The organism is Bradyrhizobium sp. USDA 4353, assembly GCF_054063215.1.
The window spans coordinates 4988570-5006667 of sequence record NZ_JBSSGB010000001.1 but is presented as its reverse complement, the minus strand read 5'-3'; the positions used below and the strand labels follow the sequence as shown (position 1 = coordinate 5006667).

The 18098-nt window shown below is 66.6% G+C and carries 14 protein-coding genes; 8 read left to right on the top strand and 6 right to left on the bottom strand.

The features are described 5' to 3' along the window. Position 1: 1 nt before the first annotated feature. Positions 2-1276 carry an MFS transporter gene (locus ACVILH_RS22580; RefSeq protein WP_456714846.1) on the top strand — a complete coding sequence of 425 codons (1275 nt, stop codon included), beginning with the start codon at positions 2-4 and terminating at the stop codon, positions 1274-1276. Between the two features lie 22 nt (positions 1277-1298). Continuing rightward, positions 1299-2555, top strand: coding sequence for an arsenic transporter (locus tag ACVILH_RS22575; RefSeq protein ID WP_456714845.1), 1257 nt, complete (start codon positions 1299-1301; stop codon positions 2553-2555). A 13-nt stretch (positions 2556-2568) separates the two neighbouring features. Here ACVILH_RS22575 and ACVILH_RS22570 read toward each other — a convergent pair whose 3' ends face one another. After that, positions 2569-3063 (bottom strand): YciE/YciF ferroxidase family protein, encoded by a 495-nt coding sequence (locus ACVILH_RS22570; RefSeq protein WP_006610550.1) that lies wholly within the window; start codon positions 3061-3063, stop codon positions 2569-2571. A gap of 203 nt (positions 3064-3266) precedes the next feature. Here ACVILH_RS22570 and ACVILH_RS22565 point away from each other — a divergent pair, with 203 nt between their 5' ends. Beyond that, positions 3267-5123, top strand: coding sequence for an alkaline phosphatase family protein (locus ACVILH_RS22565; protein ID WP_456714844.1), 1857 nt, complete (start codon positions 3267-3269; stop codon positions 5121-5123). Positions 5124-5189: 66 nt separating this feature from the next. Here the strand turns inward: ACVILH_RS22565 and ACVILH_RS22560 are convergent, their stop codons facing one another. Both ACVILH_RS22560 and ACVILH_RS22555 read right to left on the bottom strand, forming a co-directional pair. Beyond that, on the bottom strand, positions 5190-6314 hold the full coding sequence (locus tag ACVILH_RS22560; protein WP_456714843.1) for a S1C family serine protease: 1125 nt from the start codon (positions 6312-6314) through the stop codon (positions 5190-5192). A gap of 165 nt (positions 6315-6479) precedes the next feature. Beyond that, positions 6480-7043: a hypothetical protein gene (locus ACVILH_RS22555; RefSeq protein ID WP_456714842.1), complete on the bottom strand. Its 564-nt coding sequence runs from the start codon at positions 7041-7043 to the stop codon at positions 6480-6482. 365 nt (positions 7044-7408) lie between these two features. Between ACVILH_RS22555 and ACVILH_RS22550 the strand changes: the two genes are divergently transcribed. The 3 genes from ACVILH_RS22550 to ACVILH_RS22540 all read left to right on the top strand — a co-directional run bounded on the left by ACVILH_RS22550 (position 7409) and on the right by ACVILH_RS22540 (position 8847). After that, positions 7409-8068, top strand: coding sequence for a peroxiredoxin (locus ACVILH_RS22550; RefSeq protein ID WP_011926194.1), 660 nt, complete (start codon positions 7409-7411; stop codon positions 8066-8068). A 160-nt stretch (positions 8069-8228) separates the two neighbouring features. Further along, positions 8229-8516 carry a BrnT family toxin gene (locus ACVILH_RS22545; RefSeq protein WP_456714841.1) on the top strand — a complete coding sequence of 96 codons (288 nt, stop codon included), beginning with the start codon at positions 8229-8231 and terminating at the stop codon, positions 8514-8516. Next, positions 8473-8847 carry a helix-turn-helix domain-containing protein gene (locus tag ACVILH_RS22540; protein WP_456714840.1) on the top strand — a complete coding sequence of 125 codons (375 nt, stop codon included), beginning with the start codon at positions 8473-8475 and terminating at the stop codon, positions 8845-8847. The genes ACVILH_RS22545 and ACVILH_RS22540 overlap by 44 nt, the downstream gene beginning before the upstream one ends. A gap of 39 nt (positions 8848-8886) precedes the next feature. Here ACVILH_RS22540 and ACVILH_RS22535 read toward each other — a convergent pair whose 3' ends face one another. Then, complete coding sequence (locus ACVILH_RS22535) at positions 8887-9288, bottom strand: DUF2177 family protein (RefSeq protein ID WP_456714839.1); 402 nt, start codon at positions 9286-9288, stop codon at positions 8887-8889. A 54-nt stretch (positions 9289-9342) separates the two neighbouring features. Next, positions 9343-11313, bottom strand: coding sequence for a DEAD/DEAH box helicase (locus tag ACVILH_RS22530; RefSeq protein WP_456714838.1), 1971 nt, complete (start codon positions 11311-11313; stop codon positions 9343-9345). 997 nt (positions 11314-12310) lie between these two features. Here ACVILH_RS22530 and ACVILH_RS22525 point away from each other — a divergent pair. Both ACVILH_RS22525 and ACVILH_RS22520 read left to right on the top strand, forming a co-directional pair. Beyond that, positions 12311-14395: a hydantoinase/oxoprolinase family protein gene (locus ACVILH_RS22525; RefSeq protein ID WP_456714837.1), complete on the top strand. Its 2085-nt coding sequence runs from the start codon at positions 12311-12313 to the stop codon at positions 14393-14395. A 2-nt stretch (positions 14396-14397) separates the two neighbouring features. Further along, positions 14398-16053 (top strand): hydantoinase B/oxoprolinase family protein, encoded by a 1656-nt coding sequence (locus ACVILH_RS22520; protein ID WP_456714836.1) that lies wholly within the window; start codon positions 14398-14400, stop codon positions 16051-16053. Between the two features lie 279 nt (positions 16054-16332). On the opposite strand, the gene ACVILH_RS22515 is transcribed toward ACVILH_RS22520, so the two are convergent. Continuing rightward, complete coding sequence (locus ACVILH_RS22515; protein WP_456714835.1) at positions 16333-18036, bottom strand: Cache 3/Cache 2 fusion domain-containing protein; 1704 nt, start codon at positions 18034-18036, stop codon at positions 16333-16335. Positions 18037-18098: the final 62 nt, after the last annotated feature.

Here is an 18098-nt window from a genome sequence, read left to right as displayed (position 1 = left end):
CATGTCCCAGGATGAAACCACCACGCGCCGCGCCGGCCATGCGCTCGACGCCGCCAATTTCTTCCTGGCCGACGTGCGCGACGGCCTCGGCCCCTATCTCGCGATCTACCTGCTGACCGAGCAGAAATGGGATGAGGCCTCGATCGGCGTGGTGATGTCACTCGCGACGATCGCAGGCATCGTCGCGCAGACTCCGGCGGGCGCCCTGGTCGATGCGACCAGGGCCAAACGCATGATCATGATCGTGGCCGCGATCATCGTCACGGCAGCGTCCCTGGCGCTGCCGCTGATGTCGAGCTTCTGGCCGGTCGCGATCTCGCAGAGCATCGCGAATGCGGCCGGCGTGATCTTCGCGCCAGCAATCGCGGCGGTGTCGCTCGGCATCGTCGGCGCTCGCGCCTTTACGGCGCGGATCGGGCGCAACGAGACCTTCAACCATGCCGGCAACGCCGTCGGTGCGGTCATCGCTGGCGCCGCGGCCTATGCGCTCGGACCATCCGCCGTGTTCTACCTGATGGCCGTCACCTCCGCCGGCAGCCTGATCAGTGTGATCGCCATTCCCGAACGCGCCATCGATCACGATGCGGCGCGCGGCCTGTCGCACCAGAACCAAGGTGACGCGGCGAAGCGCGATGAGCAGCCGTCCGGTCTGAGCATTCTCCTGACCTGCCGCCCGCTGCTCATCTTCGCCATCTGTGTCGCGTTGTTTCACCTCGCCAACGCGGCGATGCTGCCGCTGGTCGGACAGAAGCTGGCATTGCGGGACAAGAACCTCGGCACCAGCCTGATGTCGGCCTGCATCGCCGCGGCCCAGCTCGTGATGGTGCCTATGGCGCTGCTGGTCGGCGCCCGCGCCGACCGCTGGGGCCACAAGCGCTTCTTCCTGGCGGCGCTCTTGATCCTGCCGCTGCGCGCCGTGCTCTACACCCTGTCCGACGACAAGGCCTGGCTGGTCGGCGTGCAACTGCTCGACGGCGTCGGCGCCGGCATCTTCGGTGCGATCATGCCGGTCATCGTCGCCGACCTGATGCGCGGCACCGGCCGCTTCAACGTCGCGCAGGGTGCCGTCATCACCGCGCAGAGCATTGGGGCCGCGCTCTCCACCGCGATGGCCGGCCTCGTCGTGGTCCATGGCGGCTACAGCGCCGCATTCCTGGTGCTCGGCGCGACGGCGGCCCTCGCCGTGGTCGTGTGCTGGCTGCTGCTGCCGGAGACCGGTGGAGCGGAGGCCGCCCATCCGGACGCGGCCGCCGCGCCCGCTATCCCCGCCGAATGATTTGCTCTAACCATCCCCGATCATGCTCCCACACCCGACCGTCATCGCCTACGCCATCATCATCCTCGCCACCGCCGGCGTCATCATCCGCCCGTTCCGCCTGCCCGAAGCGATCTGGGCGGTGGCTGGCGCGATCCTGCTCGTCGCGCTGGGGCTGCTGCCTTGGACCGACGCGCTCGCTGGCGTCCGCAAGGGCGTCGACGTCTACCTGTTCCTGATCGGCATGATGCTGATCGCCGAGCTCGCCCGCCGCGAGGGGCTGTTCGACTATCTCGCCGCCTATGCGGTGGAGCATGCGCGCGGCTCGCCGCAGCTCCTGTTCCTGCTGGTCTACGCGGTCGGCACGCTGGTCACCGTGCTGCTCTCCAACGACGCCACCGCGATCGTGCTGACGCCCGCCGTGTATGCCGCGACTCGCGCCGCCGGCGCCTCGCCGCTGCCCTATCTCTATGTCTGTGCCTTCATCGCCAATGCCGCGAGCTTCGTGCTACCGATCTCCAATCCGGCTAATCTCGTCGTGTTCGGCGAGCGCATGCCGCATCTGACCGAATGGCTGCGCCAGTTCACTTTGCCCTCGATCGCGGCCATTGCCCTGACCTATGTCGCGCTGTGGCTGACCCAGCGCCGCGCCCTGCGCGACGAGCAGTTGCGCACCGATGTCGACAAGCCGCAGCTGAGCCGTGAGGGTCGGCTCGCCGCGATGGGCATCATTGCCATCGCCGCAGTTCTTCTGACCGCCTCAGCGCTCGACGTCCAGTTGGGTCTGCCGACCTTCGTCTGCGGCGTGGTCACGGCGGCCGCGATCCTGCTGGTCAGCCGGCAGTCGCCCTGGCCGATCGTCAAGGGCGTGTCCTGGGGCGTGCTGCCCCTGGTCGGCGGCCTGTTCGTCATGGTGGAGGGACTGAGCCGCCTCGGTGCGATCGGCCAGCTCAGTGCCTGGCTGCATCAGGGCGTCGCCAGTTCACCGGCCGGCACCGCCTGGGCGGCGGGTCTCGTCACAGCTGTGGCCGACAACATCGCCAACAATCTGCCGGTCGGCCTCGTCGCCGGCTCGGTTGCGGACAGCGATCACCTGCCGCACGAGGTCATTCGGGCGATCCTGATCGGGGTCGATCTCGGCCCCAACATCTCCGTCACCGGCTCGCTCGCAACCATCCTGTGGCTGACGGCGCTGCGACGCGAGAAGATCGAGGTGTCGGCCTGGCAGTTCCTCAAGATCGGACTCGTGACAACGCCGCCAGCGCTGATTGCAGCACTGGCGGCGGCCATCCTCGGATAGAACGAAGTCGCGATCAGGCCGCGGCTTCGTAGTTGACCTCGCTCTCGGCGACCTTGGTCAGGAGATCGTCGGTCTTCTTCTCCTCATTGAGGGTCTGATCCAGCAGCTTGACGGCCTGCTTGAGTTCGAGCTTGTTGGCCCAGGACTTCAAGGTGCCGTAGCGCGAGATCTCGTAGTGCTCGACGGCCTGAGCGGCAGCAAGGAGGCCGGCGTCGAGGGCGGACGTGCCCTTGTACTCGGTCATGATCTCCTTGCCCTCGTCCAGGATGCCCTCGATCGCGTCGCAACGCTTGCCGCGGGCCGGCTTGCCGAGCAGCTCGAAGATCTGCTCCAGACGCTCGATCTGGCCCTCGGTCTCTTCCTGGTGCTTCTCGAACGCCGCCGACAGCTTCTGCGACTGCGCCGCCTTGGCCATCTTCGGCAGGTTCTTCAGGATCTGCTTCTCGGCGTAGTAGATGTCCTTCAGCGTATCGAGGAAGAGTTCGTTGAGGTCTTTGTCTGCAGCCATGGTGTGCTCCCTGGGGTTGTTGCGAGCCGACAACCGGAAAGCCACACCCAGGTTCCTGCCTTTGGCTACTGCTGCCTGAAATTCCTGTCTCGAACCGGCCAGCCTCCCCGCCCCCCTTGTAACAAAACCGTCACCCGGCAAAACTAAAGCTGTTCCCTGCGGCGAGACGCCGCGATTCCGCCGATTGCTTTCAGGAGTTTTCAATGCGCCGCCCGCTCGTGCTGCTGTGCGCCGGACTGACCCTTTTGTCGTCCAGCGCCGCATTTGCGCAGAACGCCACGCCCCGTAACCTCATCCTCTTCATTCCCGACGGCCTGCGCGCGGCGAAGGTGACGCCGGAGACGGCGCCGGCCATGGCCGCCGTCCGCGACAAGGGCGTCAATTTCAAGAACTCGCACTCGCTGTTTCCGACCTTCACCATGGCCAACGGCTCGGCCATGGCGACCGGGCACTATCTCGGCGACACCGGCACGTTCTCGAATACCATCTTCACCGGCTACACCTCGGTCCCGGCCGGCGACACGGTGGTGCCCTTCATCGAGAACGACGCCGTGCTCGGCGACATCGACGAGCATTTCAACGGCGACTATCTCAACGAGGACACGATCCTGAAGCTCGCCCGCAAGGCCGGCTATTCGACGGCTGCGATCGGCAAGCTCGGCCCGACCTATCTGTTCGACCACACCGGCTGCCCCTGCAAGCCCGGCGCGACCTCCTCGGTGGTGATCGACGATTCCACCGGCAACAAGGCCGGTGTACCGATCACCGATGAGATCAAGGATGCCCTGACCAAGGCCGGCCTGCCGCTGGCGACGCCGTCGCGCGGCGACAACGGCAAGGCGGGCGATGCCAAGACGCCGGGCACCACCTCGGCCAACGTCGCCCAGCAGGCCTACATGGTCGACGTCGCCACCAAGGTGGTGCTGCCGATGTTCAAGGCCCGCAACAAGCCGTTCGTGCTGGTGTTCTGGTCGCGTGACCCCGACGGCAGCCAGCACAATCAGGGCGACAGCCTCAACACCATCACGCCCGGCATCAACGGCCCGACCTCGATGGCGAGCATCAAGAACGCCGACGACAATCTCGCGTCGCTGCGCAAGGCGCTCGACGATCTCGGCCTGGCCGCTTCGACCAACATCATGGTGCAGGCCGACCACGGCTTCTCGACCATCTCCAAGGAGAGCAAGACCTCGCCCTCGGCCAAGGTCAGCTATGACGACACGCCGAAGGATTTCCTGCCGATGGGCTTCCTGGCGATCGACCTCGCCAAGGCGCTCGACCTGCCGCTGTTCGACCCGAACGACAAGAACGCCGCGGTGCCCGAGGGCAAGCATCCGAAGGCCGGCAACGGCGTGCTCGGCAAGGATCCGACCAAGCCTGATCTCGTCGTCGCCACCAATGGCGGCTCCGACCTGATCTACCTGCCGAACGGCGACAAGAAGCTGGCGCAGCGCACCGTCAAGGCACTGCTGGCGCAGGACTATGTCTCGGGCATCTTCGTCGACGACAAGCTCGGCGAGATCCCCGGCACCCTGCCGCTGTCGGAGATCAATCTGCAGGGCAAGGCGGTGACGCCGCACCCGGCGATCGTGGTCAACTTCCGCTCCTATGTCGCGCCCGGCTGCGACCAGCCGACCAATTGCGCGGTCGAGGTCGCCGACACGGTGCTGCGCCAGGGCCAGGGCATGCACGGCTCGTTCAATCGCGGCGACACTTACAATTTCATGGCCGCGATCGGTCCTGATTTCAAAGCGGGCTTCGTCGATCCGCTGCCCGTCAGCAATGCCGATGTCGGCATCACCGCAGCCAAACTGCTCGACCTCAAGGTCGCGCCGAAGGGCAGACTGGTGGGACGTGTGATGACCGAAGCGATGCCGAACGGCGCGACGCCGAAGGCCACGACCGACGTCATCAAGTCGGACCCCGCCGCCGGCGGCCTGCGTACCGTGCTGAAGCTGCAGCGCGTCGGCAGCCAGCGCTATTTCGACGCTGCCGGCTTCCCCGGCCGCACCGTCGGCCTGGATGACGAAGCGCCGAAGCAGAAGGCGGCGGCGAAGTAGTCAGATCATCGCCCCCACGAACGACAGAATGCCTCGCTCACGCGAGGCATTCTTTTTTCGACCGCCTCACCGCGCGACATCGAGCGTCACCCGGATCTCGATCGTCTTGCCGTTGCGGAGCACGCGCAAAGCGACGCGATCGCCCGGGTTCTTGGCTTCCAGCGCCCGCGTCATATCGTCAGGCGAATCCACCGCCTGCCCGTCGATCGCCAGCACGACATCGCCGAGCGCGAAGCCGCCGTCCCGAGTGAGCCGTGCCGGGATCAGCCCGGCCTTCTCCGCCGCCGAGTCCTGCTCGACATCGAGCACGAACACGCCGGCGACGCCGAGCCGCGAAGCCAGCGCCTCGTTGGCCTTCGCGTCAGTGCGGATGCCCAGGCTCGGGCTGACATAGCGGCCGCTCGCGATCAGGCGCGGTACGATGCGGTTGACCTTGTCGACGGGCACCGCGAAGCCGATGCCCGCGGAAGCGCCCGACGGGCTGTAGATCGCGGTGTTCACCCCGATCAGCCGTCCCGCGCTGTCGAGCAGCGGCCCGCCGGAATTGCCGGGATTGATCGCCGCATCGGTCTGGATCAGGCCGTTCAACGTCCGCTCCTGAGTGACCTGCAGATTGCGGTTCAGCGCCGAGACGATGCCGGTGGTCAGCGTGCTGCTGAGACCAAAGGGATTGCCGATCGCGAACACCTTCTGCCCGACCTTGAGGTCGGCGCTGGTGCCGACGGGCAGCGGCTTCGGCCGGTCGACGCCGACCCCGATCACCAGCACCGCGAGATCATTCTCCGGGCTGGCGCCGACCAGCGCCGCCCGAAACGAGCGGCCATCGGTGAGACTGACCAATGCCTCGGTGGCGCCCTCGATCACGTGATAGTTGGTGACGACATGGCCGAGCTCGTCCCACACGAAGCCCGAGCCGGTGCCGGAGCGCTCCTGCTGCGCATTGCCGGTCCACGGATTGACGGACTGTTGAACCGTCGTGATGAACACCACGGAGCCGCTGCGGCTCTCGAACAGCGCGATCGTGCTCTTCTCGTCGGCGGCGAGATCGCCGCGCGGCGTGATGTCGCGGGGTTTTGCGCGCAGGCCGAGCAGCTCGGCCTGGATCAGCGGAAAGCTCTGCCAGGCGATCATGAGCAGCAGCGCCGTCGCCGCGACCGCAAGCAGGCGCGCGGCAAAGCTCCATCGGCTCATGTCGATCTCTCCGTGCTCGATCCCATCACCACACGATCTATTGACCGGCAGGCGCACATCATCAAGAGGCTGAGCTCAGGGCCGCAACGCCATGGCGCTCCAAACGAAAAGAGCGCGATGAGGTCATCGCGCTCTCGACACTGCATGTGGATGAGGCGCTGCGCCTTACATCCCGATGTCGATCATCGACGGCAGTTGCGCCAGCGGCAGCACGCTCACGCCGACCAGCGTGGCGACCATGGCCCGCAGCGCGCGATTGCCGTGGTGCTTGCCGCGCATGCGCTTGGCGACCCATTCGAGCGCATCGGTGCGCACGCCGCGCGCATTCATCGGGGCCCAGCTCTCGATCGCCGTCTCCCGCGACAGCGCCACGCTGCGCGGCGGCACCGGCAGGCCTGAGGCCGCAGCGGTGTGGTGCGCGATCGCCTTGGCCAGCAGATCCTCGAACCGGCCGTCATCCTTGCGCTCGGTCGCGGCGGCGTCGATCTCGAACAGCGCCTCGGCCTCGGCGCGGCTGACCGGCGTGTCGTTGAGCGCGGTTGCGGTGAGAATGCGCGCGCACCAAGCGGCGTCCTCGGCATCGAGCATGCGGGAGAAATGCACACGCCCTGCGGTGGTCGGGCCCTCGCCGGTGATCACGCCGTCACGCACGATGCCGAGCGCGGACGCAGCGGTCTCACACGAGGACGGCTCGAGACCATCGATGGTTTTTGGTGCAGAGGTAGCCATGTTCTCTTCTCAGTTGCTGTGTTGACCCACCTTGTCGGTCCGCGTCTGAACGAGTGGTTAACGGTTCGAAACGGCGTTGTGGGTTTTTGTATCGGTTGCCCTTTTGCCGCAGTGACCTCGATCACGGTTCAAAGCGGCTGTCGGCGGGGCCGGCGTGTTGCGACCGAGACGTGGCGAAATCTGGGCAGCCGGTAGTCTCACGGATGTTTCGCCGCAGGGGCTGAACTCAAAAGAAGTTGTTGCACGTGTGGGGCGCAGGAGAAGAATGTTCTCTTTTTTCTGGAACGGTTCCCAGAGCGGGAGGTATTTCCTATAGTCGAGAGAACGATTTATGCCGCCCCTTCAATTCTTCACGTGAGGACATCATGGCTCTTCAAATCGGCTCCACCGCGCCCGACTTCGAGGCTGAGACCACCGAAGGCAAGATCAAATTCCACGACTGGATCGGCGACAGCTGGGCGCTGTTGTTCTCGCACCCGAAGGATTTCACCCCGGTCTGCACCACCGAGCTCGGCGCGCTGGCGCGGCTGAAGCCGGAGTTCGACAAGCGCGGCGTCAAGCTGCTGGGCCTGTCGGTCGACCCGGTCGACAAGCACGCGCAATGGTCGGAGGACATCCGCGAGACGCAAGGCGCGGCGCCGAACTACCCGATGATCGGCGACACCGACTACAACGTCTCCAAGCTCTATGACATGCTGCCGGCGGCCGTCTCCGGCGATCCGGCCAAGCGCACCGCGGCCGACAATTTGACCGTCCGCAACGTGTTCATCATCGGCCCGGACAAGAAGATCAAGCTGATCCTGGTCTACCCGATGACCACGGGCCGCAACTTCCAGGAGATTCTGCGCGTCATCGACTCGCTGCAGCTCACCGCCAAGCACCGCGTCGCCACTCCCGCCGACTGGAAGCAGGGGGAGGACGTCATCATCGCGGGCTCGGTGTCCGATGACGAGGCCAAGACGATCTATCCGGATGGCTGGAAGGCACCGAAGCCTTATCTGCGCGTCGTGCCGCAGCCGAAGTGACGAACTGACTTTAGGGGTTGTTATCTCCCGGGGGCGACGCTCGACGTTGCCTCCGGGATTACATTTTTTAAGCGGATCAAGTTTGCCGGCCTGCCCTCGCCCGCGCGTGTGGTCGACGAAGCGGCTTGTATCGACTACCGATATCCCGTACCATCAACCCGTGCAGTATGAATGGGACGACGGCAAGGCTGCCGAGAACCTGCTCAAGCACGGTGTCGACTTCCTCGACGCCATACCTGCGCTCGAAGATCCGAATCGAATGGAAGAGCTCGATGATCGGCTCGACTACGGCGAGGATCGTATACAGGTGATCGGAATGTCGCGAGGCGGCGTGCTGTTCGTCGTCGCGACGCTGCGCGATGAGGATATCTGCAGGATCATTTCGGCCCGAAAGGCCACACGACATGAGCAAGACTGGTACTACGCGGGTCAGCGTGAAAGCTGGTGAGCCGCTGTCTCAGGGCGAAACCGACTGGGCGCGATTGGACGGCATGTCCGAGGAAGCGCTCACCGCCGCTGCTCTCGCCGATCCCGACGCCCAGCCGCTTTCATCGGAACAGCTTGCCCGGATGCGTCCCGTCTCGCGGGTCAAGGTGCTGCGACAGCGTCTGGGGATGACTCAAGTCGAGTTCTCTCATGCTTTTCATCTTCCAATCACCACGTTGCGCGATTGGGAGCAACAGCGAAGCACACCAGACGCACCGGCGCGCGCGCTGCTGCTGGCGATCGAACGTGACCCAGAGATGATGCGGAAGCTGCTTGCTGAACGCGCAGCATAGCCCCTCGAGCCGAGCTCAGCTCGGCAGACCTGCACGAGGTCAGCCCCGCGGCGTGGCCCAGTCCGCGATCAGCAGGCCGAGGGTCGCCGACACCGCGGTCACGAACACGCCCCAACTGATGTCGACCGCGACCACCGTCCAGGTCCACTGCTTGAGCATCGCCAGCGAGGTCAGCTCGAAGGTCGCATAGCAGAACAGGCCGAACAGCGCGCCGTAGAGCAAGGTCGAGCGCCAATTCGCATCGGCCGTGCCGCTGACGAAGATCAGCACGCCCAAGATGTAGATCAGATAGAACAGCACCGCCGGCACGGGGCGGACCTCGCCGAGCATGTCGCCGACCTGTGACTGGAAGAAGCCCTTGGCCACGATCGCCAGGAACGGGATATCGAAGCCGAGCAGCACGGCGAGCGTTGCAAAATACAGGACGGCGTAGCGGCTCAAGGACGGCTCCTCCTTCACGTTCACCAGCCGACGTCAGCGCGCCGACCGGCCCCATCAGCCGCGACGCTTGGTCTTCGGCTTCTTGCCACCGGGCGGCTTGGCGCGCGGTGACTTCAAAGGAAACGCTTGTCCGCCAAGGCCGGACTTGTCGCGCGGCTTCTTTTTCTTCGCGAACGCCGGTTCGTGGAACGGTCTGGACGGACCGTCGCGATGCGGCTTGCCGCGGGGCTTCGTGTCGGCTCGCTCGCGCGGCTCGTCACGCTCGTCACGGCTCAGTGGATGATAGGCGCCCTCGTCCGCCTTGCGCCGCGGCGGCTTGTCGGGCCGCGGCTTCTCGGTGGCGCCCTGCTGCTCCGCAGGCGCTGCTCCGAGCGGCTCGATGCGGATGGTGTCCTCCTTGTCGGGACGGCGGATGTTGGCCGCGAAACTGTCGGCGACGCGCGCAGCGATTTCGAACTCGGTCGTCGTGTCCGAGATCTTGATCGCGCCGATGTCCTGCTTGTCGATGCCGCCGCGTCGGCAGATCATCGGCAGCAGCCAGCGTGCCTCCGCATTCTTGCGGCGTCCGATTGCCGCGCGGAACCAGACGCTGGGCTCGCCCATGCCATGGCGCGACGGCTTTCCACCCTTGGTGCGCGGCGCCGGCGCGCGCTCCTCGCCTCGCACCGGCTTCTCGCGAGCGCCGCGATCAGGCCGCGAGCGGCCACGGTCCTCGCCGGGATCGAGAATGTCCTCCGGCGACGGCAGCCGGGTGCGATAGAGCCGCACCAGCGCGGCGGCGATGTCCTCCGGCGAGCGCTCCGCGAGCAGCGCCTGGGCCAGCGCCAGATCCTCCGCCGTCGCCTCCTCGGTCAGCACCGAGTCCTGCAACATGCGCTCCTGGTCGAGCTTGCGGATCTCCTCGGCCTGTGGCGCCGCGCCCCACTCGGCCTCGATGCCCGCGAGCTTCAGCAGCGCCTCCGCGCGCCGCCGCCGCGCCGGCGGCACCAGCAGCACGCTGACGCCCTTGCGCCCGGCCCGCCCGGTGCGGCCCGAGCGATGCTGCATCACCTCGGGATCGTTCGGCAGCTCGGCATGAATGACGAGATCGAGATTGGCGAGATCGATGCCGCGCGCCGCGACGTCGGTCGCCACGCAGACCCGCGAGCGGCCGTCGCGCAGCGACTGCAGCGCCATTGTGCGCTCGTTCTGGGTCAATTCGCCTGATAGCGCGACCACCGAGAAGCCGCGCTCCAGCAGCGCCGCCTGCAGATGCCGCACCGCTTCCCGCGTATTGCAGAACACGATCGCGCTCGGCGATTCGTAGAAGCGCAGCAGATTGACCACCGCATGCTCGGCATCATCTGGCGCAATGCGGATGGCGCGATACTCGATGTCGGCGTGCCCGCCCTCGTCGCCCTCGACCTCGATGCGGAACGCATCGTCCTGGTACTGCTTGGCGAGCGCCACGATGCCGCGCGGAAAGGTCGCCGAGAACAACAGCGTCCGGCGCGTCTCCGGCGTGGTCTCGAGGATGAACTCCAGATCCTCGCGAAAGCCGAGATTGAGCATCTCGTCGGCCTCGTCGAGCACCACCACCTTCAGCTCGGTGATGTCGAGACGGTTGCGGCGCAGATGATCGCACAGACGCCCGGGCGTGCCGACCACGATATGCGCCCCCGTCTCCAGCTCGCGCTGCTCGCGGCGCGGATCCATGCCGCCGACGCAGGAGATCACCCGCGCGCCGGCATGCTGATACAGCCACGCCAGCTCGCGCTGCACCTGCAGCGCCAGCTCGCGCGTTGGCGCCACGATCAGCGCCAACGGCGCCGCGGCCGGGCCGAAGCGCTCGGCCTCGCCGAGCAGGTTCGCCGCCATCGCGAGCCCATAGGCCACGGTCTTGCCCGAGCCGGTCTGCGCCGACACCAAGAGGTCGCGGCCCTCGGCGTCTGCGTCGAGCACGGCAAGCTGAACGGGCGTGGGATTCACATAATTGCGCTCGGCCAGGGCGCGGGCCAGCGGCGGGTTGGTCACGGGGAATGACAAGGAAGGACCTCTCTTCGATTCCGGCTGCTTTACGCCAACGCGCGCCGGAACACGAGAGCAGTCACCGACCGAATCGACGGATTTGATCCCCCTCCCCGCCGGCCGTCTCACGGCCGCCCGCGTTCCGCTTTCCCGAAAAAAGACTTTCTTATTTCCAGAAATCATGTATGATCCGCGCGTCCTGCCCCATGCAGAGGGACGTACGCGTCGTCACGAACGTCGGGGTGGGATGCGGTGCCGCAGGCCATGTCGGACGCGCTTTCAGCGCAGACGACCGGCAGGATTGCGGACGTGAAGTCGCAGCGTCCTGATACCCCGAAGCTGGTATCCCCCGCGCAAGGCGCAAGCATTGTCGCGGCATGGTGGCCAACAAGCCCGGCGCACCAGGGAGACTGCGTATAAGCGTGAAGACACCGCGCAGGGAATGCCGGATGACCGGCTTTGCCTGTGGTACCTGCCGCCTGCATTCTTGTTCGCAGGCGGGCCATGGGTGAGGCCCTCACCCGGCATTCCCTGCACCCTCTCGTTCTACGGAGGGGGTGAACTGATCGCAGAGCTCGGGCTGTTTGTGCCGCGGGAACGACAACGCATGTCCATGAGATGCTCCGCACCCGCCTCAACCTCCGCCGTCGTCCCGGACAAGCCACGGCGCGCGCCAGCGCGACGCGGCGCCGATCCGGGACCCATACGCCGCGGCGGGTATGAGGTGGACGGTGCGAAACGACCAGCCTGCCCCAAACCACTCCCTGGGGTTATGGGTCCCGGCGCCGCGTGCGCAATTGCGCACTAGGCCGGGACGACAGCGGAGGCACCGAAGCTCTACACGCAACGCTGCATCGATGTTGCTGCCGAACAATCAGCAAGATTGAGCCCGCACGACATCGACCTCAAATCCGCATCGCAAAAAGCGCAGAGCAGCACCCCGCATCTCCCCTGGCGCAATGGCATCGGACTTGCTCAACTCGCTCATCAATTCGTCGCTTGCGGAGATGACCGAATGCATGAAGGAGCCGAAGTCCGGCTGGCCGTCGATATCGGGGGCACATTCACCGATATCGTTCTCGACATCGGCGATCAGCGCCGCACACGCAAGGTGCTGACGACGCCGACGCAGCCGGAGCAGGCCGTGCTCGATGGCACACGCCTGATCCTGGCCGATGCGAACGCCCGTGTCTCCGATATCGACGTCTTCATTCACGGCACCACGCTCGCGACCAACGCCATCATCGAGCGCCGCGGCGCCAAGACCGCGCTGATCGCCACATCAGGCTTCCGCGATGTTCTGGATATTGGAACCGAGAGCCGCTACGACCAGTACGATCTCTCGATCGACAAGCCCAAGCCGCTGGTGCCGCGCAGCTTGCGCTTCACGGTGCCCGAGCGTGTCGATGCTCACGGCGACATCAGGCTGCCGCTCGATGAAGCGGCGGTGCGCGCGCTGGTGCCGCAACTCCGTGCGCTGGAGGTCAGCAGCCTCGCCATCGCCTTCCTGCACGCCTACGCCAATCCCGCGCATGAGCGCCGTGCCGGCGAAATCCTGGCCGAGGCGATGCCTGAACTCTCGATCACGCTCTCGTCGGCGGTCTGTCCCGAAATCCGGGAATATGAGCGCACCTCGACCGCGGTCGCCAACGCCTATGTGCAGCCGCTGATGGACTCCTATCTCGCCCGCATGGATCAGGCGCTGCGCGTCGAGCAGTTCCGCGGCGCGATCTATCTCGTCACGTCAGGCGGCGGCGTCACCTCGATCGAGACCGCGCGGCGTTTCCCCGTGCGCCTCGTCGAATCCGGCCCCGCCGGCGGCGCGATCTTCGCCGGCCAGATTGCCGCCCGACTCGGCGAGCGCAAGGTGCTGTCGTTCGACATGGGCGGCACCACCGCCAAGATCTGTCTCATCGAGGACTTCGAGCCGGAGAGCTCGCGCGTGTTCGAGGTCGATCGCGCCGCGCGCTTCCTCAAAGGCTCCGGCCTGCCGGTGCGCATTCCCGTCATCGAGATGGTCGAGATCGGCGCCGGCGGCGGCTCGATCGCCCGCATCGATGCGATGAAGCGCGTCACCGTTGGCCCCGAAAGCGCCTCCTCCGAGCCCGGCCCGGCCTGCTATGGCCGCGGCGGCCAGCGTCCGGCGGTCACCGATTCCGACGTCGCGCTCGGCATGATCGATCCCGACGCATTCGCTGGCGGCACCATCAAGCTCGATCCCGAATTGTCGAAGCAGGCCCTGCTCCGTGACGTCGGCGCGCCGCTCGGGCTGGACGCCGAGACCGCAGCCTATGCGGTGCACGAGGTCGTCTGCGAGAACATGGCGAGCGCGGCTCGCGTCCATGCCGTCGAGCGCGGCGCGATCATCGGACAGCACACGCTGATCGCGTTCGGCGGTGCCGCGCCGCTGCATGCCGCCCGCGTTGCCGAGAAGATCGGCGTCGCCAGGGTGATCGTCCCGTCGAATGCCGGCGTCGGCTCGGCGGTCGGCTTCCTCGCGGCACCCATCGCCTATGAGCTGGTGCGCAGCCGACATGCCCGGCTCGACGCGTTTGACACCGCGCTCGTCTCCGAGCTGCTGCAGGAGATGGCCGACGAAGCCCGGGCCCTCGTCGAGCCCGGCGCAGCCGGCGCTGCCGTGCGCGAGCGCCGCTCCGCCTTCATGCGCTATGTCGGCCAGGGTCACGAGATCAGCGTCGAGTTGCCGAACCGCGCACTGACGGCGGAGGACCTCCCTGCCCTCCGCAAGACGTTCGAGGCCGGCTATGCCGCGCTGTTCGAGCGCGCCATCCCGGGTGCCGCGATCGAGGTGCTGAGCTGGTCGGTGCTGGCAACCACGGACGCGCGCCAGCCGGCCACCGTCGCCGAGGTCACGCGCAAGCCCGCCGGCGCCGCCGCGGGCCACCGCAAATTCTTCGACGGCCGCGCCGGCCGTTTCGTCGACATCCCGCTGTATCGCCGCGAGCAGATGACGCCGGGCGCGGTCGTCGCAGGTCCCGCCGTGATCGCCGAGGACGAGACCTCGACCTTCATCTCCGACAGCTTTGACGCGCATATCGACGGTGCCGGCAGCATCGTCATGGAACGGAAGGCGGCATGACCATGAGCGCATCCCCAACCAGCCTGATCGACCTGCAGATCATGTGGCACCGGCTGATCGCCGTGGTCGAGGAGCAGGCCCAGGTGCTGCTGCGCACCGCCTTCAGCCCGATCGTGCGCGAATGCGGCGACCTCTCCGCCGGCGTGTTCGACCTGAAGGGTCGCATGCTGGCCCAGGCCGTCACCGGTACGCCGGGCCACGTCAACTCGATGGCGGAGTCGGTGAAGCATTTCATCACGCATTTCCCGATAGAGACGATGAAGCCCGGCGATGCCTACATCACCAACGACCCCTGGATGGGCACCGGCCATCTCAACGACTTCGTCGTGACGACGCCGTGCTTCAAGGACGGCCAGCCGGTCGCTTTGTTCTCCTGCACCAGCCATCTGATGGACATCGGCGGCATCGGCTTCGGCCCCGATGGCACCGACGTGTTCATGGAGGGCCTGTACATCCCGATGCTCAAGTTGATCGACCAGGGCGTCGTCAACGAGACGCTCATGGCGATGATCCGCGCCAATACGCGGCTTCCGGTCGACACCGAAGGCGACACCTACTCGCTCGCCGCCTGCAACGATGTCGGCTGCCAGCGCCTGGTCGAGATGATGACCGAGTTCGGCATCGCCTCGCTCGACGAGCTCGGCGACACCATCTGCGATCGCTCGCGCGAGGCCGTGCTGGCCGAGATCGCCAAGCTGCCGAAGGGCACTTGGCGCAACGAGATGGTGGTCGACGGCTACGATGCGCCGGTGACGTTGAAGGCTGCGCTGACGATCAGCGCTGACGGCATTCACGTCGATTTCGACGGCACGTCGACAGCCTCGAAGTTCGGCATCAACGTGCCGCTGTCCTACACCACCGCCTACACGGTGTTCGGGCTCGGCTGCGTGGTCGCGTCAGCGATCCCCAACAATGCCGGCTCGCTGTCGCCGCTGACGGTCTCGGCCCCATCGAGCGCGATCCTCAATGCGCCAAAGCCTGCGCCGGTGGCCTCGCGCCATGTCATCGGCCAGATGCTGCCCGACGTCGTGTTCGGCTGCCTGCGCCAGATCATCCCGGAGCGGGTGCCGGCCGAGGGCACGTCGTGCCTGTGGAATCTCAACGTCCGCGGCCAGACCCGCTCCGGCGCCGGCGGCAATTACGGGTTCTCGATGGCGGTGACCTCGAACGGCGGCACCGGCGCGCGCTTCGACAAGGACGGGCTGTCGGCGACGGCCTATCCATCCGGCGTGCGCGGCACGCCGGTGGAGATCGCAGAGACCCAGACGCCGCTGATCTTCTGGCGCAAGGAGCTGCGGCCGGACTCCGGCGGCGCCGGCCGCACCCGCGGAGGCCTCGGCCAGATCATCGAGGTCGGCAGCGGCGTCGACGCGCCGTTCGACATCCTCGCCGCCTTCGACCGCATCGACCACCCGCCCCGCGGCCGCGACGGCGGCCACAATGGTGAGGCCGGCTATGTCGGGCTCGCATCGGGAAAGAAGCTGCGCGGAAAAGGCTTTCAGACCGTGCCGCCGGACGACCGGCTGGTGGTGCTGACACCGGGCGGCGCCGGCATCGGCGATCCCCGCGAGCGCACGGCGGAGCTGGTGCGGAGCGACGTCGAGAGCGGGCTGGTGTCTGCCGAGAATGCGGCAAAGGTCTATGGGCAGACGCGGTGAACGGCCGCTCCGCTGATGAACCATGTGACCGCGATGAGATCTCTCCGGGCCGTCATTCCGGGGCATTCGCGCGCAAAACGGCGAAGCCGTTTCGAGGCAGCGCGAATGAGCCCGGAATCCATAGCCACAAGCGGTCGTGGCATGGCGAGAGCGGCCTGGCGTTGTTCTTCGAACCAATGGCGGTTCGTGAGTATGGATTCCGGGCTCGCGCTTCGCGCGCCCCGGAATGACGAGAGAGCGGAGGCTCGGACGAGCGTCAGCATCATCCGCGCAGCGACATCACGCCGCGCGCATGCCGTCGAGGAACTTCTGCACCTCGGCCTTCAGCCGCAGGCTCTCGCTGGACAAGGCTTGCGCGGAGGCGAACATCCGGTTGGAGCTCTCGCCGGTCTCGCCGGCCCCGCGCGCCGCGCTGCGGATGTTGTTGACGACCTCGGCGGTGCCGCTCGCGGCCGAGCGGACGCTCTGGGTGATGTTCTGGGTCGCCGCGCGCTGCTGCTCGACCGCGCCCGAGATCGAGGCGGCGATCTCGTTGATGCGCTCGATGGTCGAGCCGATCGCCTTGATGGCGTCGACCGATTCCTGCGTCACGGTCTGCATATTGGCGATCTGGCTGGAGATCTCCTCGGTCGCCTTGGCGGTCTGGCCGGCGAGCGTCTTGACCTCCTGGGCGACCACCGCGAAGCCGCGGCCGGCGTCTCCGGCGCGGGCGGCCTCGATCGTCGCGTTCAGCGCCAAGAGATTGGTCTGCTCGGCGATCGAGGTGATCAGCTTGACGACGTCGCCGATGCGGTTGCCGGCATCGGACAGCTCCTTGATGCGCTGGTCGGTGGCCGTGGCCTGCTTGACCGCCTCGGCCGCGATGGCGTTGGATTCCTGGACGCGGCGGATGATCTCGGCGATCGAGCCGGACAGCTCGTCAGAGGCCGCCGCCGCCGTGCGGACGTGCTCCGACGCCGTCTCCGAGGCGCCGGCGGACTGTCCCGACAGATCGGCGGTCGTGCGCGCGGTCTGCGTGAGCTGGCGCGCCTCGCGCTCGAACTCGCCCGACGAGGTCAGCACGTTCTCGATGATGCCGCCGATGCTGGCCTGGAACGAATCCACGAAGCGCTGCAGCTCGGCCTTGCGCTGCTCGACCGCGGCCGTCGCGGCCGCCGCCTGCTCCTCGCGCATGCGGCGGCGCTCGCTGGCGGCGCTGCGGAACACGACCAGGCTACGGGCGATCTCGCCGATCTCGTCGCCGCGCTCATCCGACTTGATGTCGACATTCTCGCGTCCCTCGGCGATCGCGGTCAGCGCTTCCGTCACCGCGCTCAGCGGCTTAGTGACGCGGCTCACGGCGAGCATGGTCAGGGCGAGCACCAGCAGCGCGGCGACCACGGCAGCGATGATCATGGTCTGCATCGCCTGCGCCAGCATCGCGTCGAGCTCGGCCATGGGCACGCCGACATAGAGGATGCCGGTCACCTTGCCCGCGGGGTTGGTGACGGGGAAATAGGCGGTCATGAACGGCTTGCCGAACAGCGTCGCCGGGCCCTTATAGGCCTCGCCCTTGCGCAGCAGCGCCTGTGCCGGATGGTCGGCCGCGAGCTGCGTGCCGACGGCGCGATCACCATTCTCCTTCTTCACATTGGTCGAGCGGCGCACGAACTGGCCGCTGTCGTCGACAACAAACAAGGTCGCGCTGCCGCCGACATAGGACACCGCGCGGTCAACGATCGCGTGATCCTTGATTTCGGGGATTGCCGGAATCTCGATGCGTGTGACGGCGCCGTTCTGCACGCTGACCTTGGCGTCCTTGAACGTCTCAGCGAAAGTCAGGGCGAAGGTGCGCAGATTGCCTTCGATGTCGCGCTTGGCGCGATCCGCGAAATCGTTGGTGAGGGACCAGTAGGCTGCGCCGACCACGAGGGCCGTGTTCAGCGCAATGACGACAACGGCGCCGATCAGCGCCTTGGTGCCGAGCTTCAACTTGACGGACACGTCAGAAACCTTCCGAGGGAACTGCAACTAAAACTTAAAGTGCCCGTACTTCGTTTCCATCC

Bases quoted from the DNA above. Each gene is read 5' to 3' on its own strand.
- ACVILH_RS22555 (WP_456714842.1), bottom strand. From the start codon at position 7,043: ATGGCTACCTCTGCACCAAAAACCATCGATGGTCTCGAGCCGTCCTCG.
- ACVILH_RS22520 (WP_456714836.1), top strand. From the start codon at position 14,398: ATGAGCGCATCCCCAACCAGCCTGATCGACCTGCAGATCATGTGGCAC.
- ACVILH_RS22525 (WP_456714837.1), top strand. From the start codon at position 12,311: ATGCATGAAGGAGCCGAAGTCCGGCTGGCCGTCGATATCGGGGGCACA.
- ACVILH_RS22565 (WP_456714844.1), top strand. From the start codon at position 3,267: ATGCGCCGCCCGCTCGTGCTGCTGTGCGCCGGACTGACCCTTTTGTCG.
- ACVILH_RS22560 (WP_456714843.1), bottom strand. From the start codon at position 6,314: ATGAGCCGATGGAGCTTTGCCGCGCGCCTGCTTGCGGTCGCGGCGACG.
- ACVILH_RS22550 (WP_011926194.1), top strand. From the start codon at position 7,409: ATGGCTCTTCAAATCGGCTCCACCGCGCCCGACTTCGAGGCTGAGACC.
- ACVILH_RS22570 (WP_006610550.1), bottom strand. From the start codon at position 3,063: ATGGCTGCAGACAAAGACCTCAACGAACTCTTCCTCGATACGCTGAAG.
- ACVILH_RS22540 (WP_456714840.1), top strand. From the start codon at position 8,473: ATGAGCAAGACTGGTACTACGCGGGTCAGCGTGAAAGCTGGTGAGCCG.
- ACVILH_RS22575 (WP_456714845.1), top strand. From the start codon at position 1,299: ATGCTCCCACACCCGACCGTCATCGCCTACGCCATCATCATCCTCGCC.
- ACVILH_RS22580 (WP_456714846.1), top strand. From the start codon at position 2: ATGTCCCAGGATGAAACCACCACGCGCCGCGCCGGCCATGCGCTCGAC.